At 36.5% G+C, this 22,557-nt stretch carries 31 protein-coding genes and 1 pseudogene; 31 read left to right on the forward strand and 1 reads right to left on the reverse strand.

Features of this window, described 5'->3' with window-relative positions:
- Positions 1–2 precede the first annotated feature (2 nt).
- From ACIQ38_RS08100 to ACIQ38_RS08185, 18 genes are all read left to right on the forward strand, one after another.
- Positions 3–233, forward strand: coding sequence for a hypothetical protein (locus ACIQ38_RS08100; RefSeq protein WP_402820677.1), 231 nt, complete (start codon positions 3–5; stop codon positions 231–233).
- Positions 233–1,558, forward strand: coding sequence for a phage tail sheath subtilisin-like domain-containing protein (locus tag ACIQ38_RS08105; protein ID WP_402820680.1), 1,326 nt, complete (start codon positions 233–235; stop codon positions 1,556–1,558). Before ACIQ38_RS08100 ends, ACIQ38_RS08105 begins: the two co-directional genes overlap by 1 nt.
- A gap of 12 nt (positions 1,559–1,570) precedes the next feature.
- Positions 1,571–2,077 carry a phage tail tube protein gene (locus ACIQ38_RS08110; protein ID WP_402820683.1) on the forward strand — a complete coding sequence of 169 codons (507 nt, stop codon included), beginning with the start codon at positions 1,571–1,573 and terminating at the stop codon, positions 2,075–2,077.
- A 72-nt stretch (positions 2,078–2,149) separates the two neighbouring features.
- Positions 2,150–2,629 carry a phage tail assembly chaperone gene (locus ACIQ38_RS08115; RefSeq protein WP_402820686.1) on the forward strand — a complete coding sequence of 160 codons (480 nt, stop codon included), beginning with the start codon at positions 2,150–2,152 and terminating at the stop codon, positions 2,627–2,629.
- Positions 2,630–2,890: 261 nt separating this feature from the next.
- A complete protein-coding gene (locus ACIQ38_RS08120; protein ID WP_402820689.1) occupies positions 2,891–3,613 on the forward strand; it encodes a hypothetical protein in 723 nt (240 codons plus the stop codon).
- A 135-nt stretch (positions 3,614–3,748) separates the two neighbouring features.
- Positions 3,749–5,872 carry a tape measure protein gene (locus ACIQ38_RS08125; RefSeq protein WP_402820691.1) on the forward strand — a complete coding sequence of 708 codons (2,124 nt, stop codon included), beginning with the start codon at positions 3,749–3,751 and terminating at the stop codon, positions 5,870–5,872.
- Complete coding sequence (locus tag ACIQ38_RS08130) at positions 5,873–6,547, forward strand: LysM peptidoglycan-binding domain-containing protein (protein WP_402820694.1); 675 nt, start codon at positions 5,873–5,875, stop codon at positions 6,545–6,547.
- Positions 6,544–7,500 carry an XkdQ/YqbQ family protein gene (locus tag ACIQ38_RS08135; protein ID WP_402820697.1) on the forward strand — a complete coding sequence of 319 codons (957 nt, stop codon included), beginning with the start codon at positions 6,544–6,546 and terminating at the stop codon, positions 7,498–7,500. Before ACIQ38_RS08130 ends, ACIQ38_RS08135 begins: the two co-directional genes overlap by 4 nt.
- Before the next feature lies 1 nt (position 7,501).
- Positions 7,502–7,864: a DUF2577 domain-containing protein gene (locus ACIQ38_RS08140; protein WP_402821366.1), complete on the forward strand. Its 363-nt coding sequence runs from the start codon at positions 7,502–7,504 to the stop codon at positions 7,862–7,864.
- Positions 7,861–8,265, forward strand: a complete 405-nt coding sequence (locus ACIQ38_RS08145; RefSeq protein ID WP_402820700.1) for a DUF2634 domain-containing protein — start codon at positions 7,861–7,863, stop codon at positions 8,263–8,265. The genes ACIQ38_RS08140 and ACIQ38_RS08145 overlap by 4 nt, the downstream gene beginning before the upstream one ends.
- On the forward strand, positions 8,265–9,320 hold the full coding sequence (locus ACIQ38_RS08150; RefSeq protein ID WP_402820702.1) for a baseplate J/gp47 family protein: 1,056 nt from the start codon (positions 8,265–8,267) through the stop codon (positions 9,318–9,320). Before ACIQ38_RS08145 ends, ACIQ38_RS08150 begins: the two co-directional genes overlap by 1 nt.
- Positions 9,313–9,966 carry a putative phage tail protein gene (locus tag ACIQ38_RS08155; protein ID WP_402820705.1) on the forward strand — a complete coding sequence of 218 codons (654 nt, stop codon included), beginning with the start codon at positions 9,313–9,315 and terminating at the stop codon, positions 9,964–9,966. Before ACIQ38_RS08150 ends, ACIQ38_RS08155 begins: the two co-directional genes overlap by 8 nt.
- Before the next feature lie 12 nt (positions 9,967–9,978).
- Positions 9,979–10,281 (forward strand): hypothetical protein, encoded by a 303-nt coding sequence (locus ACIQ38_RS08160; RefSeq protein WP_402820708.1) that lies wholly within the window; start codon positions 9,979–9,981, stop codon positions 10,279–10,281.
- The gene (locus ACIQ38_RS08165; protein WP_402820710.1) at positions 10,278–10,907 is read left to right on the forward strand and encodes a hypothetical protein; all 630 of its coding nucleotides are present in this window, start codon (positions 10,278–10,280) and stop codon (positions 10,905–10,907) included. Before ACIQ38_RS08160 ends, ACIQ38_RS08165 begins: the two co-directional genes overlap by 4 nt.
- An 86-nt stretch (positions 10,908–10,993) precedes the next feature.
- Entirely contained in the window at positions 10,994–12,595 is a 1,602-nt protein-coding gene (locus ACIQ38_RS08170) for a hypothetical protein (protein WP_402820713.1), read from the forward strand.
- Positions 12,595–12,762, forward strand: a complete 168-nt coding sequence (locus tag ACIQ38_RS08175; protein WP_402820716.1) for a hypothetical protein — start codon at positions 12,595–12,597, stop codon at positions 12,760–12,762. Before ACIQ38_RS08170 ends, ACIQ38_RS08175 begins: the two co-directional genes overlap by 1 nt.
- A complete protein-coding gene (locus tag ACIQ38_RS08180) occupies positions 12,762–12,890 on the forward strand; it encodes a CD1375 family protein (RefSeq protein ID WP_402820719.1) in 129 nt (42 codons plus the stop codon). The genes ACIQ38_RS08175 and ACIQ38_RS08180 overlap by 1 nt, the downstream gene beginning before the upstream one ends.
- A 452-nt stretch (positions 12,891–13,342) precedes the next feature.
- Positions 13,343–13,990 carry a hypothetical protein gene (locus ACIQ38_RS08185; protein WP_402820722.1) on the forward strand — a complete coding sequence of 216 codons (648 nt, stop codon included), beginning with the start codon at positions 13,343–13,345 and terminating at the stop codon, positions 13,988–13,990.
- 681 nt (positions 13,991–14,671) lie between these two features.
- Here ACIQ38_RS08185 and ACIQ38_RS08190 read toward each other — a convergent pair.
- The gene (locus ACIQ38_RS08190; protein ID WP_402820725.1) at positions 14,672–14,851 is read right to left on the reverse strand and encodes a hypothetical protein; all 180 of its coding nucleotides are present in this window, start codon (positions 14,849–14,851) and stop codon (positions 14,672–14,674) included.
- A 154-nt stretch (positions 14,852–15,005) separates the two neighbouring features.
- On the opposite strand from ACIQ38_RS08190, the gene ACIQ38_RS08195 reads away from it, so the two are divergent.
- The 13 genes and pseudogenes from ACIQ38_RS08195 to ACIQ38_RS08255 all read left to right on the forward strand — a co-directional run.
- Positions 15,006–15,434: a hypothetical protein gene (locus tag ACIQ38_RS08195; protein ID WP_402820728.1), complete on the forward strand. Its 429-nt coding sequence runs from the start codon at positions 15,006–15,008 to the stop codon at positions 15,432–15,434.
- A gap of 187 nt (positions 15,435–15,621) precedes the next feature.
- Entirely contained in the window at positions 15,622–16,092 is a 471-nt protein-coding gene (locus ACIQ38_RS08200; RefSeq protein ID WP_402820730.1) for a hypothetical protein, read from the forward strand.
- Positions 16,093–16,316: 224 nt separating this feature from the next.
- Positions 16,317–16,535 carry a hypothetical protein gene (locus ACIQ38_RS08205; RefSeq protein ID WP_402820733.1) on the forward strand — a complete coding sequence of 73 codons (219 nt, stop codon included), beginning with the start codon at positions 16,317–16,319 and terminating at the stop codon, positions 16,533–16,535.
- Between the two features lie 91 nt (positions 16,536–16,626).
- A complete protein-coding gene (locus tag ACIQ38_RS08210) occupies positions 16,627–17,169 on the forward strand; it encodes a phage holin family protein (protein ID WP_402820736.1) in 543 nt (180 codons plus the stop codon).
- A gap of 2 nt (positions 17,170–17,171) precedes the next feature.
- Positions 17,172–17,444, forward strand: coding sequence for a phage holin (locus ACIQ38_RS08215; RefSeq protein WP_402820738.1), 273 nt, complete (start codon positions 17,172–17,174; stop codon positions 17,442–17,444).
- Positions 17,445–17,450: 6 nt separating this feature from the next.
- Positions 17,451–18,191, forward strand: a complete 741-nt coding sequence (locus ACIQ38_RS08220) for an N-acetylmuramoyl-L-alanine amidase family protein (RefSeq protein WP_402820740.1) — start codon at positions 17,451–17,453, stop codon at positions 18,189–18,191.
- A gap of 131 nt (positions 18,192–18,322) precedes the next feature.
- Positions 18,323–19,084: a hypothetical protein gene (locus tag ACIQ38_RS08225; protein ID WP_402820743.1), complete on the forward strand. Its 762-nt coding sequence runs from the start codon at positions 18,323–18,325 to the stop codon at positions 19,082–19,084.
- Between the two features lie 132 nt (positions 19,085–19,216).
- The gene (locus ACIQ38_RS08230) at positions 19,217–19,438 is read left to right on the forward strand and encodes a transcriptional regulator (RefSeq protein WP_402820746.1); all 222 of its coding nucleotides are present in this window, start codon (positions 19,217–19,219) and stop codon (positions 19,436–19,438) included.
- Positions 19,438–19,788: a YhjD family protein gene (locus ACIQ38_RS08235; RefSeq protein ID WP_402820749.1), complete on the forward strand. Its 351-nt coding sequence runs from the start codon at positions 19,438–19,440 to the stop codon at positions 19,786–19,788. The genes ACIQ38_RS08230 and ACIQ38_RS08235 overlap by 1 nt, the downstream gene beginning before the upstream one ends.
- Before the next feature lie 10 nt (positions 19,789–19,798).
- Positions 19,799–20,008, forward strand: a complete 210-nt coding sequence (locus ACIQ38_RS08240; protein WP_402820752.1) for a hypothetical protein — start codon at positions 19,799–19,801, stop codon at positions 20,006–20,008.
- 25 nt (positions 20,009–20,033) lie between these two features.
- The gene (locus tag ACIQ38_RS08245) at positions 20,034–20,981 is read left to right on the forward strand and encodes a DNA/RNA non-specific endonuclease (protein ID WP_402820755.1); all 948 of its coding nucleotides are present in this window, start codon (positions 20,034–20,036) and stop codon (positions 20,979–20,981) included.
- A 277-nt stretch (positions 20,982–21,258) separates the two neighbouring features.
- A complete protein-coding gene (locus tag ACIQ38_RS08250) occupies positions 21,259–21,702 on the forward strand; it encodes a WapI family immunity protein (protein WP_402820758.1) in 444 nt (147 codons plus the stop codon).
- Positions 21,703–21,931: 229 nt separating this feature from the next.
- Positions 21,932–22,411: pseudogene (locus ACIQ38_RS08255) on the forward strand (bclA protein); the annotation flags it as partial.
- Positions 22,412–22,557: the final 146 nt, after the last annotated feature.

A 22,557-nucleotide genomic window follows, 5' to 3' on the forward strand; every position in this document is an offset into this window, starting at 1 on the left:
GAATGGTTAAACAAAAGCCGATACAGAAACCGGTAGAAGAGTCTAGTTTTACAGAGCAACAGTCAAAAGAGGTAGCAACATTTAAGTTTACTAAGCAACAACTTGTTTCAAGTAATAAGTATTCGTATCGACGAGATGCCTTAAATGTTTTATTAGAAGAAGGAAAGCTCTATACATTCGGTGAGGTTGATAAAAAGCTACATGATTTTCTAAAAGGGAAGGTGAATGAATAATGGCTTTAGGTGGAGGCACATTTTTAACACGAAACAAAGTATTACCAGGTACGTATCACAATTTTATATCAGCAGCACGCGCATTTGTTAATTTATCCGATCGTGGTTATTCAGCTCTTCCAATCTCGCTTGATTGGGGAGTAGATGAAGGTGTGTTTGCCGTTACGCAAGAGGACTTACAAAAGAATTCTCGCAAGATTTTCGGCTATGACTATAGCAATATCAAATTAAAGGGAATTCGCGATATTTTTAAAAACGCAATTACCGTTTATTTCGCAAAATTAAATATAGGTGGCACTGCAGCTGAAAACGACTTTGCAAAAGCTTTATATAAAGGCGTTAGAGGAAATGATATCAAAATTATCATTCATACTAATGTGGATGAACCTACAATTTTTGATGTACAAACGTTACTCGATAATGTGTTGGTGGACGAACAGACGGTTGCAACGACTGCAGATTTAGTTGCTAATGATTTTGTGACATTTAAAGCAGATGTGACGTTAACTCCAACAGCCGGCTCACCTTTAACAGGTGGATTAAACGGAGCTACAGCTTTAACGAACGGTGGAGCCCATCAAACTGCACTAGATGATTTAGAAGCTTATGGTTTCAATACGCTTGGATGTCTCTCTGATGATCAAACAATTAAATCACTTTATATGGAGTATACAAAACGCATACGTGATCAGGTAGGTGGTAAGTTCCAACTAGTTGGCCATAAGTTAGGTGCAGCAGACCATGAGGGTGTAATTGATGTTCAAAATGATGCCATTGGTGAAGGTGAAGAAATCTTCGGTGCAGTTTATTGGACAGCGGGAGCACAGGCAGGAGTAGCGGTTAATAAATCGAATACCAACAAAAAATACGATGGTGAACACACTCTCGATATGTCTGAGACAAAGACACAGCCGCAGCTTACAGCGTTATTAAGGGGTGGCAAATACGTATTTCACAAAGTGGGCACGGAAACTCGAGTGTTGGATGATGTAAATACATTTACTTCTTTTACACCGGATAAAAACGAAGACTTTAGTATGAATCAAGTAATCCGAGTACTTGACCAGATTGCTATTGATACAGCTCATCTATTTAATACGCGATATCTCGGAGAAGTGCCGAATGATCCAGCAGGACGCATTACTTTCTGGAAAGATATTGTTGCACATCGTTTAGAGATGCAGAGAATACGAGCAATCGAGAATTACGATAAAGAGATATTAACCGTTGAGAAAGGAAGTACTAAGAAGTCTGTAGTACTTTTCGAAAGAGTACAAGCTACCGTTGCCATGTCGCAACTTTATATCACTACAGAAGTAGCATAAGGAGGGATATCTGTGAAAGAAAAACTTTTGAAACTAAATCTTCAATACTTCGCAAATACAATGCACGCAAGAGACGCAATAAACGGTGGTCAAGGTGAGTGCTTCGTGACGCTCGAAGGTAATCGTTATAATTTAGCTCAAGCGATTAACATTGATGCTGACATGACAAAGACCAAAACCAAGGTTCCTATCCTAGGAAAGATTTCAAAAGGTAATAAATCAACTGGTGCCGAATATGAAGCAAGTGCAACATTTCATTTCAATACATCTATTTTCCGAGAGATTCTTTATCGATACAAAGAGACCGGTGAAGATGTTTACTTTGATATGCAAATAACGAATGAAGATCCTACTTCCTCCGTTGGACGTCAAACTATAATCTTGATTGATTGCAACTTAGACGGTGGTAAACTTGCGTTACTTGATGCAGATGCAGATTATCTTGAAGATGAAATCAGCTTCACGTTTGAGGATTGGGAAATGCCAGAAAAATTCTCTATTCTTGGCGCTATGCTTTAAAACTTGAAGTCCACTTCGGTGGGCTTTTTATTATGAAATACATCAAATACAATCATGATAGGGGAAAAAATAATGAGTAACTTAACAGCATTTTTAGCGCAAAACGCATTGAAAGCGGAAGTGGAAAAACATGTGGTTTCAAAAAGGTTTGTTGAGCCTGTAATTGACGAGGAAACAGGAAAGCAAATGGTCGATAAAAACGGAAAACCTATGACTAAACCTGTCGAATGGGAAGTTGGGTCAATCGATTCCGCTGAAGATGAGGCCCTGAGAAAACTTCATACAAAAAGATTGCCTGTACCAGGTAAAAAGAATGTATTCCAACCAACAACAGATATTTCTTCTTACATGGCATCTTTAGCTGTAAAATGTACTGTATTTCCTAATCTTCATGATGCGGAATTACAAAAATCTTATGGTGTTATGGGTGCTGAAGCTCTATTAAAAACAATGTTACTTTCTGGTGAATACGCAGAATATATAAATATTGTTCAGAAAGTAAACCTGTTTGATGTAGAGATGGAAGAGACTGTAGAAGAAGCAAAAAACTAATTGAAGACGGTGACTATGAAGCAAATGTAGCTTATTACTGTTTACATAAACTTCATAAGTGGCCGTCTGAATTCGACTCACTTCCAAAATACGAAAAAGCTTTTGTCATAGCTGCAGTTCAACTCAAGATGGAAAATGATAAGAAGCAGGAGAAAGAAACGCAACGTCAAGGCAAAAAAGGAAGAAGAAAGAAATAGTAGTGGTAATATTTACCCTCGCTGTCGTATGCTTATTGTATATGAATAGTCGGAGGGATATCTATTGAAGAAAACATTATTTATCTTTGCAATGCTGATTGTTGGGGCGTACTTTATTTTCGGATTATTTAACACTATATCGCGATTTGGTGAAGTTTCAAGTGCTGATACTGTTGTGATGGTAATAGTATTAGCATTAGTCGCTTTATTTGAATTGTTTTTAATCAAAAGATATAAGAAATCGGTCAATACTAATGCGGTAATTGAACGAGAAACCCAAAAAGCAAAAGTTGCTAACGAGAAGTTTAACAAAGAAAGTATAATTCCAGGATCAAAAGCGAGACGTCAACTAATAGGTGCGGATATTTGTATAAAGGTAAACCATATGACAGGGTTGCCAGTAGCTGAAGGTGCAGAAGTGTTCGTATACAGATGCGAGAACAAAGTTGTATTTGAAAGAAATCAAGATACCTTTGAACTAGAATCGGCAAATATGAAGGATATATTAATAAAAACAGATGTAGAAATACAGAAGAATTATGTAAGCAGTGTTGGCGGTGCAGTGGGTGGCTATGTATTGTTTGGACCATTAGGTGCAATGGTAGGCGGACGTGCTAAAGAAAAGAAAAGCACGACAGTTGAAAAGTACTTGATATTCGACTATATAAATAAAGAAGGCAAGCAAGATTTCATTTCTTTCGAAGTTACAAATGAACCAAACGCAATTTTATTTAATACAAATCATTACAATATAACTAAGAATGAAAGAACTACTATAAGTTTATAAGTTTAGAAAAAAGCACCTAATACTTGGGTGCTTTTTATTATGGTAAAAAAGGTGGTGAAACAAATGGCAACAATAAGAACCGCAATACAGATTCAAGATGGCATGTCTCGCGCATTCCAGTCAATGAATAACGCTATGAATATAGTAATCAGTAGCTTTGAATCACTGCAAGACGCTTCAGGAAACGCAATTGATACCGCTAGTATAGAGGCGGCTAGACGTGAATTGAACCAAGCAGAGATTGCTTTTAATGAAATTGAACAAGAGATTAGACAGGCTGAAGCTGCACAAAATGATTTTAATCAAGAGATAAATGAAGGAGCTTCTGCAGCAGACGGCTTATTAGGTAAGATAGGCGGAATTATAGCTGCATATATGGGTATCCACGCAGCAGGAGATGTTCTTGGACTTTCCGATGCGCTATCTCAAACATCAGCAAGATTAAACTTGATTAATGACCAACAACAAACAACAGCAGAGCTGCAGCGAATGATCTTTGATTCAGCGGAAAGGTCACGAGCCTCATATATGGATACCGCAGGAATAGTAGCTAAAGTAGGGGCTAATGCAAAAGATGCATTTAGTAGTACCGCTGAAATGGTAGCTTTTGCTGAACAATTGAATAAAAAGTTCAAAATTGCAGGAGCGACTACTGAAGAAATGAGTTCAGCTTTACTTCAATTAACTCAAGGTCTTGGTTCTGGGGTTTTAAGAGGTGAAGAATTAAATGCTGTATTTGAAAGTGCTCCTAATATCATACAAAGTATCGCAGATTATCTTGAACTTCCAATAGGAGCTATTAGGGAATTAGCTTCTGATGGTGGAATTACTGCCGATATCGTCAAAAATGCAATGTTTGCGGCAGCCGAGGAAACTAATGCAGCCTTTTCGAAACTGCCATTAACGTTTGAGTCCATATGGACAAGTTTTAAAAACCAAGCACTTTGGGCATTTCAAGAGGTTCTGCAAAAATTAAACGAGATTGCTAATAATGATAAATTCCAGAGTATGGTTGATGGTGTTGTAAATTCGTTATACACCCTTTCAGCAGTAGCTATGTGGGTAATGGATGCAATGATGTCTGTAGGAAGTTTTTTGTATGATAGTTGGTCATTTATAGCTCCGATACTGTGGGGAGCTACTGCAGCATTAACAGCATATGGGGTAGCCTTAGTGGCAGTAAAATTAGCTAGTATAGCTTCAACGATATGGACAGGACTTCAAACTCTAGCTACAGGGCTTTTAACAGCTACCACTTGGGCGAGTGTCGGGGCTACATTTGCAGCTACTGGCGCCGTTTGGGGTTTAAATGCAGCGTTATATGCAAATCCAATATTTTGGGTTGTAATGATTATTTTAGTTTTAATTTCCACATTGTATTTAGCTGTTGCTGCAGTTAATTATTTCGCTGGTACATCAGTCAGTGCAACAGGAATCATTGCCGGTTCATTTATGATGCTGTACACATTTATCCGTAATATTATAGCGACCTTATGGAATACTTTCGCTGCTATAGCAGAATTTTTCGTAAATGTCTGGCAACATCCAATGTATTCAGTTAAGAAGCTTTTTGCGAATTTGGCAACCACTTTCCTAGATCATGCAATTGCAATGACTAGCGGATGGGATTCCTTTGCCACATCTTTTGTAAATGCAATAATATCGGCAGTTAATGGTGCCATAAAAGCGTGGAACTGGTTTATTGATTTGTTACCTGATGACATTGCAAGTACGCTTGGATTAGGGAAAGGCACTGAGTTTCAGCATAGAACTTCAATTACAAGCGATCTTACTACTATGAGAGCAGGCATCAATGCTGTTGTGGGAGAAGCGCCAGAAGGTTACTGGGAAGCTCCGAAAATGGATATGAACTCTTATAGTGATGCCTGGGATACCGGTTACAATTGGGGTTCGAATTTATTTAACGGTGCTGACAATCAAAATGCTAGTTATGATCCTCTCCAAGATGTATTAGCCGGCTTGCAAGATTCCATGAATCCTTTATCGGATAGTGGTAAAGACACAGCAGGAAACACTGCTAAGATGGCTAAATCGATGGATGCTACCGAAGAGGATTTAAAATATCTCCGTGATATAGCAGAACGGGATGTAATCAATCGTTTTACCACTGCCGAAGTTACGGTGAATGTGAAGAACGATAATCACATCAATAATGAATTGGATTTAGATGGTGTTATCGATCACTTTGGAGAAAAATTAGAAGAGACGTTAGTTTCTGTCGCGGAAGGGGTGCAATAGATGGCGTATAGTTTTTTCTTAGATGGTGTACAGCTACCTGTTGCACCTTCTGACATGGAAACTAAGATTAACAATCAGAACACAACTATTACCTTGATTAATGAAGGGGAAGTTAACCTACTTAAAAAAGCAGGATTAACAGATATTACTTTTGACTTGATGCTTCCAAATTCAAAATATCCTTTTGGAGTGTATCCAGACGGTTTTCAACCAGCAAGCTATTTTTTAGACAAACTTGAGAAATTAAAAGTGGATAAAAAGATTTTCCAATTTATCGTCTCTCGTTTAAAACCGAGTGGCGATTTATTATTTGATACTAATCTAACTGTTTCTTTGGAGGATTACATTATTATGGAAAGTGCTGAAGAGGGTTTCGATATAATTGTTCCTGTTAGTTTAAAGCAGTTTCGACCGTATGGAACAAAAGTAATCGAAATTAAAAAGAATACTACAGCTACATCATCAGCAGCTAAACCAGTTGCAACAGTTAAGAATGCAAGGCCATCAAATAAAGAAATCCCTAAATCTCATAAAGTAGTAAAAGGCGATACATTATGGGCTATTTGCAAGAAATATTATGGTAAAGTAACTAAAGCCATGACAGATGAGTTAGCGGCTAAAAATGGAATAAAGAATCCCAATCTCATCTATCCAGGGGAGGTAATTAAGCTTTGATTGAATTAATACTCCAAAATGGATCTAAGCTAATGCAACCTACTGTTGAAGAGGGAATCATTTGGGAAACATCCCGAAAGGGTGTACCGGGCAAACTGACTTTTAAAGTTCTTCAAGATGATTCTTTAGAATTTGAAGAAGGTAATGCTGTCAGTTTCAAAAAAGATGGCAAGAACATTTTCTTTGGTTTTGTTTTCACCAAAAAACATGATAAGAACGGACTTATCAATGTGACGGCATATGATCAATTGCGCTATTTTAAAAATAAAGACACCTATGTTTATACGAATAAGACGGCATCTGAATTCATTAAGATGGTTGCTCATGACTTTCGTTTAAATACAGGAACGATTGAAGATACAGGCTTTAAGATTGCTAGTCGAGTAGAAGACAATAAGACCTTGTTTGATATGTTTCAGAATGCATTGGATTTGACATTAGAGAACAAAAAGAAAATGTTCATCCTTTATGACAATTTTGGAAAGTTGACTCTAAGGGACATCGAAAAGATGAAGTTAGACATTTTGTTAGATGAAGAGACTGGAGAAAACTTTGACTACACTTCTTCCATCGATTCCAATACGTACAATAAGATCAAACTTTCTTATGAAAATGAGAAGAAGGGAAAGCGCGAAATCTATATCGCACAAGACGGCAATCACATGAACCAGTGGGGCGTTTTGCAATTCTTCGACACAATTAAAGAGAAAACGAACGGAAAAGCGAAAGCAGATGCTTTACTTGCTTTATATAATCGAAAAACACGTAATTTGAGCATGAAAAAAGCGTTTGGGAACATTTATGTTCGTGGTGGCAATATGCTTGTCGTACGTTTGAATTTAGATGATATCAAGGTGATGAACTATATGATTGTGGAAAATGTGAAGCACACTTTTAAAGAGAGCGAACACTTCATGGACCTCACATTGATTGGCGGTGATTTCGTTGCGTAATATGAACGATATTCTCAAGTTATTTAAAAGAGCGGCAAAAGAAGCAATAGAAGCGTCTGATCCAACTGCCATTCAGTTTGGGGAAGTCACTAGTGTTTCTCCATTAAAGATATTGGTAGAACAAAAGAAACCTCTGACCATGGCACAACTAGTACTAACTCGTAATGTTCGAGATCATGAAATTGAAATGACGGTAGAACACACAACAGAAGTAGGTAATGGACCTGATGCACATACCCATGAATATAAAGGTAGAAAGAAGTTCATTGTCCACAATGCCCTTAAATTAGGTGATAAAGTGATGCTAGTTAAAGTGCAAGGCGGACAAAAGTATATTGTCTGGGATAAAGAGGTGGATGTATGATTCCAAAAATAAATGATGAACTAATTGCAGGTTTTGAGGAAGCAATTCGGCAACCATCTAAAACGTATAAATTGGACTTAGAGAGGAAACGGGTTATCGGATATGTGGATGGTCGTGAAGCAATTGAACAGTTCATTTACAAAACTCTCAGTACAGAACGTTACGACCATATAATTTATTCGTGGGATTACGGCGCTGAAATCGCAAAACTTTTTGGGCAGCCAATCCCGTATGTATATTCCGAACTTAAAAGATTAATAACAGAAGCATTGACACAAGACGATCGTATCGAAAGTGTAGATGCTTTTTCTTTTTCCCATTTTAAGAATAAAGTTGCTGTTAGCTTCATTGCCCATACGTCAGAAGGTGGAATCGCTATAGAGAAGGAGGTGGAGATTTAATGTTTGAACATATCGAGCAAGCACAATTACTCGAAGATGCCCTTGATAACGTCAAAACAGATGTAGATAAACGTGAAGGATCCATAATCTACGATTCTTTAGCACCATCTTCTGTTATTGCAAAAGAACTTTATATAGCAATGGATGGCATGATTATTGAAATGTTTGGTGATACAGCGTCACGCGAGTTCTTGATCAAATTAGCTAGAGAACGAGGTATTGTCCCTAATCCAGCGACACCTGCAGTTTTAAGAGGTGAATTCAATATAGATGTACCTATTGGTGCGCGATTTAATTTAGAAGAATTAAATTATGTTGTCACGGAACGAATTGGAACAGGAGTATTTAAGGTAGAAAGCGAAACGTTGGGTGATATAGGTAATTCAAGGTTTGGAACGCTCATACCAATTGAATATATCGATGGTTTGACTAGTGCCGCGCTGACTGAATTGCTTATCCCTGGGGAGGATGAAGAAGAAACAGAATCCTTAAGAAAGCAATACTTAGACAGCTTCGACTCCCAAGCTTTTGGAGGAAATCGCAAAGATTACAAAGAAAAAGTCCACAAGTTGCAAGGGGTAGGTGGGATAAAAGTATACCGAGCATGGCAAGGAGGATGTACCGTTAAGTTAGTTATCATGGATGCACTATATCAACCTCCATCGCTAACATTATTAGATGAATTACAAACAGCCATTGACCCTCTTGGAAATCAAGGCGAGGGGTTAGGAATTGCACCGATTGGCCATGTGGTATCCATATTCGGAGTTGAGGAAGTACCAGTTGACGTTACGTTAAATATCACATACCAAGATGGGTATTCTTGGGATGACATTGAATTATCCACTCAAGATATAATCGATGAATATTTTTTAGAGTTGAAAAAGAACTGGGAAGATTCTACTTTTACAGTCATTCGTATCTTACAATTCGAAACACGCATTTCGGAACTGGAAGGTGTAATTGATATCCAAGATACTTTAATTAACGGTCTTCCTCAGAATCTTATTTTAAACGAAGATAACATACCAGTTCGGGGTGAGGTAATTGGTTAATATATACGAAGAAATCGACTTATATCCTTTGCTTCCTCCTACAGTAAAAGAGTTTGAAGAATTTAAAGAAATAACACAGGCCCAAATAGCAGAATTTAATCGTATAAGGGCACATTTAATCGGCATATTCAAAGACCGTTTTGTCTACGAAGCTACTGAAAATGGATTACGCAGATGGGAAAAGATGTTGAAAATTCAACGTAGGAGTACGGACACGTTAGAAGAAAGACGTTTTCGTATACTGGCGAAAATGAATAACCGTTTACCTTATACCTTTAAAGCATTAATTCAACGATTAAATGCACTTTGTGGAGAGGGTAAATATCAAGTGTTTTTGGATGCAAACGCTTATGAGTTAGATTTTGAATTCTTTGAGAAGATAGCTGATGTCAAATTGCTAAAGGATACAATGGAGGAAATGATTCCGGTTAACTTGGCGTTAGAATATAATTACGTCATCCGTGTGCCTAATATTGTCGTTATTCCAAAAGCTCATTTTTATCCAGTCATATATCCTATTTGTGGATTAGCAGTTGCCACCAACTACGAAAAAGGGACTTCTGGAAGAGTTTCGGCAGAAGGAAAGTTAAAAGGATTTGCATACGAAGTGCCATATGTTGCAAGTGATATGTCCATTACTTATTAGAGAGGTGAGGAAATGCAAGTACATGAACGATTAATCAATATTTTATATAACGCCATTCTCGCTAATGTGAGAAGAGGGCGTTTTTTAATTGGTGAAACAGAAAGAGACTTTGATGTTTTTGGAATCGAAATTCTAGGCAATATAATCCGTGTGAAATTTTATATAGATAACTATTTCGGTCCAGTTACACAGGCAGCATTGCTTGATCATGACAATGTCAGTTTGATAAGTGGCAATGTCAATTTTAATAAAGAGAATGACGGTTTTATGTATGTATTTGATATTCCTGTCATTTCAGAAGAGGTGAGAGCATGAACGAAAATCTGTATTCCCTAATAAATTTTGTCGACCACATATTAAAGGTTGATGAGCATGGCGAATTTATCCCAAAAAGAGATAAGCAGGGAAATGTCATTATTAATAAAATCACAGGGCGACCAGAATTAGTTCCAGAGATAGAAGGTACACGTCTAAATGCTATTAATATGAATCATATGGACCTTGGCATTTATAGTGCCCACGAATTAATAGTTGCATTACAAAAACTAGTTCTACGACTTCAACTTCAAATCGAACTAGACGGCCGCGCCCCAGGCAACAGTGGAGCATTCGCGGACACATTCGACGGCACGCCAAATAAATTGGTACGTCAAACGGCATCGGCTGTATTGACTGCGCCGAGGTCAGCTGGCACTACCGTACTTAACGTAGACAGCACGGAAGGCTTTGTACGGTTTACACAGGTCGCGGTTTATGACTGTACGAATAGCGAAGATGTGCTAATTACCGCTGTCACAGAAAATACGATTACCGTACAACCGTTGCAGAATGACTACGTTAAAGGTGCAGTGATTGCTCGTAGTAATGCGGTGGTTGAAGATGGGCGATTGGTCATCGGTAGATGGGGCAATTATCAAATCGAAGTTAGCGAGGTCGTGTAAGGATGACAAGGTATAATTACAGTAGGTTCACAGTGTCGCAAGTTCCAAATTGGGAATTCGTTAGAAACGACACAGCGGGTGCAAGGATGGCGGAATTTTATAGGAATATATCCTTTAACCCTAGCGGCGGGTATGGTCAAAAAGCTACCGTTTCAAGTAAGTACGGCGAGGGCGTTTACTTAACCGTAGGCGCTGTGGGTTATTCTACCGATGGGGAAAGTTGGGCGTATAAGTTCGTAGCAAATGAAGCGGGTTATTCTACGTACAACTCGGTAAAGAACTCCTTCTATCAGATTAGGTTATGGGAGCTAACTTCAGGCGCTATGACAGAAGGTCAAGGAAGTTTCTTAGCTAACGTAGTAGCCGAAAATGGGACATACCCTACGAATGGGAAACACACAGATGGCTATTGGTATGTTAGAGGCAGTTTATATAATACCCCTCCGTCCGTACCGGGGACTATTTCGGCTACAGGGGATTTTAAGCCCAACGGCACGCTTGATGTTACATGGAGCGCATCTACCGACGCGGAAGGAAATGCTATTTCTTACCAAAGCGAGTGGCGAATATACAAAAGCGGGGTAGCGCAAGCATGGCAAGGTTCGATCCTTTCCGGTGTTCGCACACGAAGCGTTCAGATACCCAATGACGTAGCCATAACCGCTATTGAGTTTAGAGTAAGAGCGCTAGACGCCGATTATTCCGCATACAGGAACTCGCAAGTATATCCTGTAACATCAAACAGCGCGCCGACAATCAATATAAACACTACGGACAACCGAACGCTGTATGAGAATGACGTAATCACGATAGATGGACAAGCAAGTGACACCGACAACGGAAACATAGTCAACGTTAAGTATTCAATCAATGGTGGTACCGCTCGTGCTATTATGGTCGACATCAGCGATGGGACCAAATCTATGCCGTTTAATCGACAACTGACATTTAAAGGCGGCAAGCTTTACGAGGGAGAGACAGCTATATCTGGCGCACTATACGAAGGCACAGCGCATCAGTTGAAGGTGTGGGCAGAAGATGACAAAGACGGAAAATCAGCCGAGCAAATCCGTACATTTTATGTTGTACCGAATAGAGCGCCAAAATTAACTGTTAATCCATTTGCGCCACAATCAGATTTAATCAATGCTGATTCTGTGACTTTCTCAGGTTCAACTTTCGACTCGGATGGAAATGATATGGTCGTGTCGTATAAATTAAATGGTGGTCTTGCAACCGAAGTCTATCGGGGAAAAGATGGAGAATGGTCATTCGACGTGAAATTAAAAGATCTAAAAGATGGAGAAAATACCGTAGGTATTGAAACGGTTGATTCATACAACTCCAAATACTCGGAAACTCGTAAAATAAATAAAACAGCTAACTTAACACCTTTGAGTAAATCAGTGCAAAGATACAAAATCGTATCCCCTACTGGATCAGCTCAAGGTGTTTTATTGTGGATTCAAAGAGAAGAATCGGCTACAGTATCGGCAGAAATCAGTATGACGAATGGAACGGAACAAGAAGCATATAGCGCTATGACGTTATCTAATACCGCACCTGTAAGTTTAGATATCGTGGAAGACCAGTTTCAATTCCAATCGGATACAGCGAAAGAGAATATCTTTGTGAAATTGAATTTTAGTGGTGGCGCAGTCACATTAGTTTCGGGGGTGCTTAGTTAATGAAAATACGTAAACGTTTACCGGACGGCTCATTTGGTCCGTTGGAAGAAGTGTTTCCGGAATCGATTGATTCTACAATTCTAATCTTGCTCGAAGCTATGGCTGGCATGCAAGAACAGATTGATAAGTTAACAGCTAAATTAGACAACGAAGGAGGTGTTGAATAATGGTACAAAAATACATGATTCCAGTATACGCACTGTTAGTTAAAGCAGGTGCAAGAGAAATCGATAGTCTTCCACAGCAGTATCAGATTCCAGTTGCGGAGTATTTAGCAGCAAAGGTTGAAGCGTAAAGGTGAGGTTACTATGGATTTTTTCAACGATTTTCTTAACAAAACATTAATTCAGCATCTGATAAATTATTGGTATGTATGGGAATCCTTTGTATTACTTTCATTTGTAATTTTGTTCACTATTAATAGAAAGAAGCACCAGAAATAATCTGATGCTTTTCAATGGTTAAAATAGATAAGAAATAAATATATCTATTAATGAAAATAAATTTATTTCAACTATCAGCTTTTCTTTCTCTTTAGTAATTTTTAGCATCGCGACACACCTCTCTTTCTACTAAAGTAATCGTAGTGAAAGGGGAATTAGTTGCGATATAAATTACTGAGGAAGAATTCATCAAATGTGGGGTAATTAACGCAGCATAAGCTAGCGTTATTTTTATTGCCTTTTTATACTAATGTTATTGATTCATATCAGTTCTTTTAATAGACTTGTTTAAGAGGTGGTATGTTTGGATACTAAAATGATATGGAAATTTGTGACGTATACAGGATTGGCTATGATAATATTCCCAGTAATAATTAACGGTTTAATGTTTTTTAACTTTCTACCTGTTTCCGGAGATGAATTTACTTGGATAAGTTCCTTAAGTACTTTCTGGGGTGCAATAATTGGAGGAATTATTTCTGGGACTTTAACTCTTATTGGCGTACAAATGTCAGTTAAAGCATCCTTTAAAGGACTTAAATTAACTATCGAACACCAAGAAAGTGAAAATTTCAAGGAATCTGTTGGGTTAAAATTATCTAAGCTATATGAAGTGAAAAACATTATCTACACACTAGATAGAAAGCTTAGTAATTGGGGATTTTCATGGAACGATAACTACGAAATAGTAGATCGAGGAATTCTTGAATCAGAGATAAGAACATATATATTTCCCAGGTTTAATGTTTTGTTGGAAGTATCTTCTTCCGTAGATTACGAATTCTATTATGAAATAAAAAGTTTCGTGGACAAAGCCAGAAAGAGTTTTTATTCCGAGGATGAACCAAACTATAATGAACTAACGGTGATTACGGAAAAACTGACTAAAGATATTGAGGATAATCATGAAACAAGGATAAGTGAAAAATATAGACTTTTATCTGGTAAGTAGCCTGATGAACAAATGGACCATAAAGCGTCGTAATGAAATAAAGCATACCCTCATTCTTTTGTCGAATTTGTACAGAAATTGTCTAGTGGGATAGAGTATAATATGTCAGGGAAATAGGCTTGAAGATTAACTGCTGACGGCACGCCGTATGCGATGAAAGTCGCTTGTGCGGTGTAGGCTCGTTATAAAACCTAATGGTATAAGACGAGAATAGCATTTCAGAATGGCCGGTCAATAACGCAATAAATTTCACTGCAACACCTTTAAGTGCAGGTACAGGGTATATTGATTTATCTTGGAATGGATTTGTTGATCCTAATTGGTCGCATAATGAACTATATATTTTAGTTAGCGAAACTCAAGATGCTAATGAATCTAGTACATTTTATGCGAACCTAACATACACTGGAACTGATGGTGTTACTTTTATGTATCCTTCGGGAACTAGAGTTTCTTTTGCAATGTATTCTGTGATGAAGGATGGCACAAAGACAGTTCAAAAAGTAACAGCTGTAGCGCCATAAATTTATAAACGCTAAACCTCACCGCTGTTGGTGGGGTTTTTCTTATGCAATGAAAGTAGGTGATGTTATGTAAGTCGTCAAGATCCTGAGAACGCAGCATAAGCTAGCGTTATTTTTATTGTCTTAACAAAAAAAGACCTCGATAGGTCAATAAAAATTATGAAATTTTTTCGTAACCAATTCTAATGACATCAATTAAACTTTCTTTCTTAATTAAATAGAATTGTTCATAGTTATCAGTTACCACATTTTCATTTTCTTTTTGAAAGCTAATAGCTACTTCTCTTGATTCAAATGGTACAGCATAAATAGATTCACCATTGATGTTAATTGTCATATTCTCACATCCTTTTTTGTTAATGTGATTATATAGACATTTCCTAAATAGTCAAGGGAAATTAAATGAACATGAGGACCACAGTTCGTTTTACTATTTCATATGGTTAAATGTCCTTCCTTGTCGTATGATATAGCCGAGGGGGACGAGTCTTATGAAAAAGAAAGCAATAACTTGGTTTATTAAAATGGCTTGGCCGGTAGTTAAATTTGTTATCATTAATTTTGGTAAGGAGATTACTGCTTTTGTTATTGAAGCAATAAAGGTAAAAGTAAAGTCAAAAAATAATGCTAAGATGGAAGAAGCCTTGAAAAATGCAAGAAATGCAGAAATATCGGCCGAATTAACTGAAGATCAAGATCAAAAATTAAGATTTTATGAGTTAGCTAAAGGGTATAAAGAAGAGGCCGAATATCATAAAAGATTTCTGAGTGACATTTTAGATGCGCTTGAAGAATCAAGTAAAGAAATTATGGAAACCGTTCAACAGAAATCTTCTGAGGTCAATGCTGATGATGTGTTTGTTTTGGACAACAAAAAGGGAGAATTAAAGCCGGTTGAAAATCATAAGTTGTTAGAATAGGATTCTAGTGACCGGGATTAAAATTAATAGTAATAATGAAGAATTTAACACATTCAGATTTTGTAGTAACGGCCATAGTACAGTAAAATGATTTTAGAAAATCCAATCGGGTGCTCTTTTCTTTATGCTGCATCCGGACCATACCCTGTAGTAGCATAAGAAGAGCTAAAAAAACGGAGGGATGGCAATGAATAATTTTCAACGAGTAAATTCAATTAGTAACGCACACGTTGGAAGGGATTTTGAGGAAGCAGCGCGAGTATACTTTCAACAACAAGGGATTATGCTCAGTGAACGTGTTTGTTTACCTGTTGGTATTAATAATTTCAAAAAAGATCATGCATTTGACTTAGGGAATACCTCAAATGAAGCGGAGAAAATTATTGTAGAATGTAAGTCCCATAGATGGACTTCGGGTGATAATGTACCAAGTGCCAAGTTAACAGTATGGAATGAAGCGATGTACTATTTTTTACTGGCGCCAGCAGAATACCGTAAAGTATTTTTTATTTTAAGAGACTACAGCGTAAAGCGTAAAGAAACACTAGGTGAATATTATCTAAGAACATACAAGCACTTGATTCCAGAAGATGTGGAAATTGTAGAGTATGACGAAATTGAATTGACTGTACGTATTATAATAGGACCTAATCATTAATCAATGAAAGGTTTGCTAAGGGGATCTTTCTTGTATGGATATTTCTTTGGTATCTTCTTCAACTAACTAGTGCATTAGTTTAATAACGATTACCTAGGTCAACATACTATTTGTTGACTTTTTTATGTTGCAGTCGGACCATAATGCGTCGTAAGATAATAATATTCCTTCCTTGAAGGATTCTCACTTTCCATAACGAATATTGTTTTATAGGGGGTGAGAATTTGGAAGAGTTGTCTTTAAAACGAAATGGCTACGATATTAAAGTGAGAGTACACGTTCTAGATCCATTAACGCAAAAATATCGTGCATCAGCAGTATATCGAGGTTATGAAGATAGAGGTATTAGTATTCATGATGATAAGAATAAAGAATTAGCGATTGCAGGGGCTGTCAATAAGTTATTAATTAACTCTAGTCCTGAAATATTAGATGCGCTATAAATATTCATTTTAAGAACGTCCACATGGGCGTTCTTTTTAATTATCCATATATCTAAAGGGGGACTGAGGATGATGGAAGGAGAGAAAGCAGGTGACGCGTTTGCAAATAACAGGTTTTAAGTCAATTGGAGCTCTTATAGCAAGCTTTGCAATGTATATGCTCAACGTAGTTAACGAGGCCATAGTGGTTCTCGTCTTTCTAATGCTATTAGATATGATAACAGGCGTCATGAGGTCGTTTTTGACAAAGAGTTGGAACAGTACTGTTGGAATGTCAGGGGTAATAAAAAAAGTGGCGATCTTTGTTTTGATAGGTATGGCCGGGGCTGTTGAATATGTAGCCTTGTATGCAGGACAGGATAGTAAGGGGTTAGTAATCTTAGGCGTGACTAGTTTTTTCATAGTAAATGAATGTATATCGATATTAGAAAATACCGCTCAGATAGGATTACCGATACCTCCTATTCTTTATAACGTTTTGGAAAAACTCCATAAAGATCCATCCGGGAAAGAACATCGCGTAGAGCGCTATCCTGAAATGGAGCGATTAGACAAACTTAAATTAATAAAAGAAAACGAGATTTTACAGCATGAAATTCTGAAAAAAGAACCAGATACGAAGGAGGAAAAATAATAATGAAAATCAATTGGAAAGTACGATTCAACAACCCTGTGTTTATTTTTCAACTTTTACTTACTGCATTAGCTCCAATCCTTGCTTATACAGGTCTTAGCTGGGACGGGTTGACGACTTGGCAGTCTGTAGGTGACTTGTGTGTACAAGCATATAGCAACCCGTATTTGCTAGTGTTGGTTATTATAGCACTCTATAATCAGCTATCAGACCCAACCACAAGAGGATTTAGTGATAGCTCACAAGCTTTGAGATACGAAAAACCAAAGGAGTGATATGTAATGGTTAAAATCTATTTAGATGCAGGACATGGCGGTAGTGACCCAGGTGCAGTTGGCAATGGATTAAAAGAGAAAGATATCACGCTTAAATTGGCTAAACGTGTGGAAGTGTTACTCAAAAATTATCAAGACGTACAAACGAAAATGAGCCGAACAGGTGACGCATATCCATCACTTTCAGACCGTACAAATGATGCAAATAGTTGGGGTGCTGATTTCTTTATGTCCTTCCACATTAACGCAGGTGGTGGAACAGGTTACGAAGACTTCGTTTATCCAGGCAGTACTAAATCAATTGCTTACCAAAATATTATCCATGCAGAAATAATAAAACGAACAGGCAGCTTAACAAATAGAGGGAAGAAACAAGCGAACTATCAAGTTTTACGTACTACTAATATGCCTTCTATTCTGACTGAGTGTGGTTTTATTGACAATTCGAAAGATGCAGCATTACTTAAACAAGATTCCTTTATCGATGGACTAGCACAAGGTCATGTGGATGGTTTAGTAAAAGCATTCGGATTGAAAAAAAAGGAGGAAAATGAAGTGATAGAACAACAATTAACAGCTGCACAAGAAGCAATTCGTCAAGAAGCGATACGATTAAAAATAACAGATGGTAAGAACCCGTTCAGGGAAGTGAATCAGTTTTATGGTTGGCAACTTACTGTTCCATTAGCACAGAAAATCGAAAAACTTGAAGAACGAATTGCAGAACTTGAAAAGAAAACAAAGTAAAGGTTAGCCCTGCTCATCCGAGTGGGGCTTTTTTTATTTGTCCTCAAAAAATATTTATTAATAAGTCAGAAAGCTAATCTCTAATTCATGTATAATTAACTACTAATACATAAGAAGAGAAGGGGATAAAAATGGATACTCAATATGAAAATCGTTTGGTGGCGTTTATTGATATTTTAGGTTTCAGTAATCATGTTAGAAATAGCGAAAAAAGCAATATTTCATTTATAGAATTACGCGATATTTTGAAAGAAATTGAAGAATATATAATAAAAGAAAATAAAATTCAAGAAACACAGGCGGTGATGCAAAAACACTTTAATAATAAATACAATAAACTAGAATACATACAATTCTCAGATAGCCTAATAATTAGTACACCTATTTTTAATCACACTAGTATTTTTAGTTTTACATTGCAGATAACATATTTACAAGCATACTTTTTAAATAAAGGGGTCCTATTACGTGGTGGAGTATCCTATGGTCAAATTTTTCACCAAGGTAATATTTGTTTTGGTCCAGCGTTTATAAGAGCATATAAATTAGAGAATGAATTAGCGGATGTGCCTAGGATAGTGATTGATACTGACTTAGTAAATGGGAAAATAATTCCCAGCACTTTAAAAGAAGAAGATATACCTAACTATCTGTTATCAATGAAAAGCTACTCTGAGCAAGCACCTAATAGCATGTTTATTAAGGATAAGAATGACGATTTATTCTTCATAAATTTTATGCTACTTAAAAAAACGTTTAAAGATAATAGAGACAGCATAATTAATACATTCAAGCTTAAATTAGATGAGTTAGATATCACTAATATTTCAGATGCAAAGATATATAAGAAAATAAAGTGGCTGTTAAATACAATTGAATCACATAATTATTAAGCACTAAACGAACTAATGACCTTACCTATTTTGGTTTGGTTTTTTTATTTGCCCAAAAATTAGCAGAAAATTTTAGTTGAAAAATCAAACGTTCGTTCGTATACTGAGGATAAGAAAAAGGAGGGAACGGATGTGCGTATTTTATTAGAGAAGTATTTCAGTCGAGGTCAGCTAGTTGAATTAATGTATCTTTCAAAGTCAGGTGAAATAAGCAAAAGGAGAGTGAAAGTCATTAAAGTTCAAGGTGATTCATTTCAAGCATATTGCTTTAAGAAAAATGCGAAAAGAACTTTTCTAATTAACAATGTACTTGCATGTGTTCCTATCGTCCGTAATGAAAGAAGTGTTATTTAATGCCTGAAATTAAAACGGATGACTTAATATACTTTGAAAATGGTCTGTTTTTGCCGATGCTAATAAAAGTATTAGAAAAGGATTTAAGGTCGTTTGAAAAGCTCCCATTCAAATTAGACAGACCTTATAAAGCAAAAGTGGAAAAAGCACTAAAATCAATTCGTAAGGATTTAAAGGCAGCAGATATATTTTTAGTAAGAAATAATATGAAAGTAGTTAAATGGGAAGCGAGTACAGATTCTACGACATACGCTTTTATCTCGCAAGGTACCGAAGACCATCGGAAATTTTTAAATGCTGACATAAAAATGAAATGTGAAGAATTATTGAGTGTATACTTAGCTAAATAGAGGTGTAAATATGAATGAAGAGCAAAAGGCAAAACTGAATGAAATAGTAGAAATTCTAGGAGAAAAAGTACCAAGAGAAGTTTTGTTGAAAGAAATTGAAAAAATATCTAATATGAATGAGAAACAGTTGGAAGGATTTATGTATATTATGGAACTATTCAACAGATATGACGTAGATATTAATGTATTTGAAGAAGCCGCAGATCAGAAAATAAAATAAGGAGAGTCATAAATTGAAAAAGAAAATGAACTATTTAATCATGCTTCTGACGTTCTTTATAGTTGGTTGTACCAACGTAGAAGAAGCATATATTACAGATATAGATATAGAAACAGAGTCACAAGAAGCACAAGAAGTAACCGAAGTTGAAACAAATATAAGTAGTGAAAAAGAAGAAACTAGTATTACGGTTGTTCATGAACCAGTAATAGAGGAAACATTAACCCAACCAGATAATGAACTGTTTGAAGGTTATAGACTTATTGAAGTTGATGGTTGTAATTTTTCTGGGTATCGCGAACCCGATGCGGTAGTTGATATAGGTTTTGGCGACCGCGAATATTGGGCATTTACGAATGAACACGGACAATTAGTACGTGTTGTTGCCGATAAAATTATTCTTCAAGATGACAATACTGAACCTGTAACATCTTCTGGAAGATACTGTTCGGATGAGGCAAAGGTTCCTGGTGTTGAAAGTGAATTCTTGGATGAAGGGCACGTCATTGCTGATTCTTTGGGAGGGGTATCGAATGCTTATAATATCACCCCGCAAAACAGTACACTCAACCGTAATGGTGACCAAGCGTACATGGAAAAAGTGATCCGTGACGCTGGGGGAGCAACTGGTTTTGAAGCGATTATTACCTATCCGAATAACGAAACACAGATTCCTTCAAGTTATCAATATACATATACCATAATGGGTAATAAAGTCGTTGATACCTTTGAAAATGTGAATCCAGATGAAGTGAACGAAGCTCTAGGATTAACTGAAAGTAAATCAACTAACTCTAATAAGTCCAATGCTTCGAATGGCATGGAGGATATTTCTAGTGTTGATACAAATGGAAATGGACAGGTGACGATTAAAGAAGCAAAAGCAGCAGGTTTTAGTATGCCAATTTACAGTGATCACTGGTTATATCCTTATATGGATGATCGAGATAATGATGGTATGGTAGGGGAATAATCACCTAGAACTTTGAGGTTAAAAATGAACAAAAAACAAAGAGCTTGGAAATTTATCTCCAAGCTCTTTTTTATTTGAATAAGGAAAGTGTTTACTATTAAATGGAGGAAACTCGACCTTAAAAAATTGACTCAGTATATTTATGTTAAAATAAATATAAGGTTGTGAAAGTGTTCACTTAAACTAACGCAGCAGTTTAGTAGAAGAAGGAACTGTTATGTTCTTGGCGATTTTGGTATCCTTAATTGAATGTTTCAAAATGAAATGAGTGATAAAAATGAATGATTTTAAAATTGCTGGTAAGCAAGGGTTTATTAATATCGAATTAAATGAAGTATATGGTTTTCCAAATGAAACAAGTTATTTAGGTGGCTATGATGTTAAAGGCAAAATCAATATAAAAAGTGGTAATTACTATGTTAAAGATGCGGAAATATGGTTTTCTACTGGTCAGATATATCAGTTCTTCATTCAGTTGCAGAAATGTTATAACGAATTAAAGGGTAGTGTAACATTTTCAGAAACGGAAAATAATATGAAAATCGAACTTAATTTTAATAGATTTGGTCAAATAAACATTCAAGGATATCTTCAAGAAGTGACACACCAAGAGAATATTCTACATTATGAGTTTGAAAGTGAACAAAGTTATTTAATCTCAACATTACGTCAGTTGAATAGTATTGTTGACTATTATGGCGACTTAAAGGGTAAAAAATAAGTTATTCCTTATTGTGCTAACGGGTGCTTTACTTTAAGAAGGAGTAAACCTGCTTCGGTATTAATCCCATCTCATATTTCTTTAAAATCATATATTATAAAAAAAATGATAGGATGAAGAAATGTCTAAAAAAGGGAAGATAGTTAGAGTGAAAATAAATAGAGGTTGTCCGTCGGTTAGTAAAACTAAATGCTTTCCTCCTTTGCCTCCAGAGGCCCCTTGTTTGAGTCTTTGTGACTGTTGTGTCTCTCCACTTCAGTCCGTCTTACAACAACTTGTTGGGGAAACTGTAATTCTTGGCACGATTGCAGACGCCGTGGGAATTCCTCTCTTTTTCCAATACGAAATTGTTGAAGTAAATGATTTTTTAGTTACTATTACAGGTGCAGAAGGAACCTTTGTGGTAAATATCTCAGATGTGACAGGGGTAGGATTTTTGCCAACAGGACCTACTATTAATTTGTTACCTCCTGTTAATTCCGGATGTGATTGTGATTGTCGTGAACGACCAATTAGACAAGTACTAGATACATTTATCGGTTCTACAGTGAATCTTTTAGCAATTAATGGTTCTATTTCACCAGATTTTAACGTGGAACAAACAGGTCTTGGCATTGTGGTAGGTACTCTACCAATAGGTATGGGTCCTGATACAATCGTTCGATTTGCAATTTCAACTTGCAAAATTACGGCTGTCAGAACTAATTGAAGAAGGAATGATGTTAATAACAAATATTTAGTGGAAAAGTAGTTATTAATAATTAGTAGTTTTATTCTTCAACTAACGGGTGCTTTAGTGAAACAAGACCATCATTTTGATGGTCTATTTTTATGTACAATGTGAAATGGTACACT

The sequence above is a fragment of the Psychrobacillus sp. NPDC096389 genome (assembly GCF_044762855.1).
Classification (GTDB): domain Bacteria; phylum Bacillota; class Bacilli; order Bacillales_A; family Planococcaceae; genus Psychrobacillus.

Excerpts from the sequence above, each read along its gene's own strand:
- ACIQ38_RS08100 (WP_402820677.1), top strand. The coding sequence starts at position 3 with ATGGTTAAACAAAAGCCGATACAGAAACCGGTAGAAGAGTCTAGTTTT.
- ACIQ38_RS08105 (WP_402820680.1), top strand. The coding sequence starts at position 233 with ATGGCTTTAGGTGGAGGCACATTTTTAACACGAAACAAAGTATTACCA.
- ACIQ38_RS08115 (WP_402820686.1), top strand. The coding sequence starts at position 2,150 with ATGAGTAACTTAACAGCATTTTTAGCGCAAAACGCATTGAAAGCGGAA.
- ACIQ38_RS08125 (WP_402820691.1), top strand. The coding sequence starts at position 3,749 with ATGAATATAGTAATCAGTAGCTTTGAATCACTGCAAGACGCTTCAGGA.
- ACIQ38_RS08130 (WP_402820694.1), top strand. The coding sequence starts at position 5,873 with ATGGCGTATAGTTTTTTCTTAGATGGTGTACAGCTACCTGTTGCACCT.
- ACIQ38_RS08140 (WP_402821366.1), top strand. The coding sequence starts at position 7,502 with ATGAACGATATTCTCAAGTTATTTAAAAGAGCGGCAAAAGAAGCAATA.
- ACIQ38_RS08145 (WP_402820700.1), top strand. The coding sequence starts at position 7,861 with ATGATTCCAAAAATAAATGATGAACTAATTGCAGGTTTTGAGGAAGCA.
- ACIQ38_RS08150 (WP_402820702.1), top strand. The coding sequence starts at position 8,265 with ATGTTTGAACATATCGAGCAAGCACAATTACTCGAAGATGCCCTTGAT.
- ACIQ38_RS08160 (WP_402820708.1), top strand. The coding sequence starts at position 9,979 with ATGCAAGTACATGAACGATTAATCAATATTTTATATAACGCCATTCTC.
- ACIQ38_RS08165 (WP_402820710.1), top strand. The coding sequence starts at position 10,278 with ATGAACGAAAATCTGTATTCCCTAATAAATTTTGTCGACCACATATTA.
- ACIQ38_RS08170 (WP_402820713.1), top strand. The coding sequence starts at position 10,994 with ATGGCGGAATTTTATAGGAATATATCCTTTAACCCTAGCGGCGGGTAT.
- ACIQ38_RS08175 (WP_402820716.1), top strand. The coding sequence starts at position 12,595 with ATGAAAATACGTAAACGTTTACCGGACGGCTCATTTGGTCCGTTGGAA.
- ACIQ38_RS08180 (WP_402820719.1), top strand. The coding sequence starts at position 12,762 with ATGGTACAAAAATACATGATTCCAGTATACGCACTGTTAGTTAAAGCA.
- ACIQ38_RS08190 (WP_402820725.1), bottom strand. The coding sequence starts at position 14,851 with ATGACAATTAACATCAATGGTGAATCTATTTATGCTGTACCATTTGAA.
- ACIQ38_RS08195 (WP_402820728.1), top strand. The coding sequence starts at position 15,006 with ATGAAAAAGAAAGCAATAACTTGGTTTATTAAAATGGCTTGGCCGGTA.
- ACIQ38_RS08200 (WP_402820730.1), top strand. The coding sequence starts at position 15,622 with ATGAATAATTTTCAACGAGTAAATTCAATTAGTAACGCACACGTTGGA.
- ACIQ38_RS08215 (WP_402820738.1), top strand. The coding sequence starts at position 17,172 with ATGAAAATCAATTGGAAAGTACGATTCAACAACCCTGTGTTTATTTTT.
- ACIQ38_RS08220 (WP_402820740.1), top strand. The coding sequence starts at position 17,451 with ATGGTTAAAATCTATTTAGATGCAGGACATGGCGGTAGTGACCCAGGT.
- ACIQ38_RS08225 (WP_402820743.1), top strand. The coding sequence starts at position 18,323 with ATGGATACTCAATATGAAAATCGTTTGGTGGCGTTTATTGATATTTTA.
- ACIQ38_RS08235 (WP_402820749.1), top strand. The coding sequence starts at position 19,438 with ATGCCTGAAATTAAAACGGATGACTTAATATACTTTGAAAATGGTCTG.
- ACIQ38_RS08240 (WP_402820752.1), top strand. The coding sequence starts at position 19,799 with ATGAATGAAGAGCAAAAGGCAAAACTGAATGAAATAGTAGAAATTCTA.
- ACIQ38_RS08245 (WP_402820755.1), top strand. The coding sequence starts at position 20,034 with ATGAACTATTTAATCATGCTTCTGACGTTCTTTATAGTTGGTTGTACC.
- ACIQ38_RS08250 (WP_402820758.1), top strand. The coding sequence starts at position 21,259 with ATGAATGATTTTAAAATTGCTGGTAAGCAAGGGTTTATTAATATCGAA.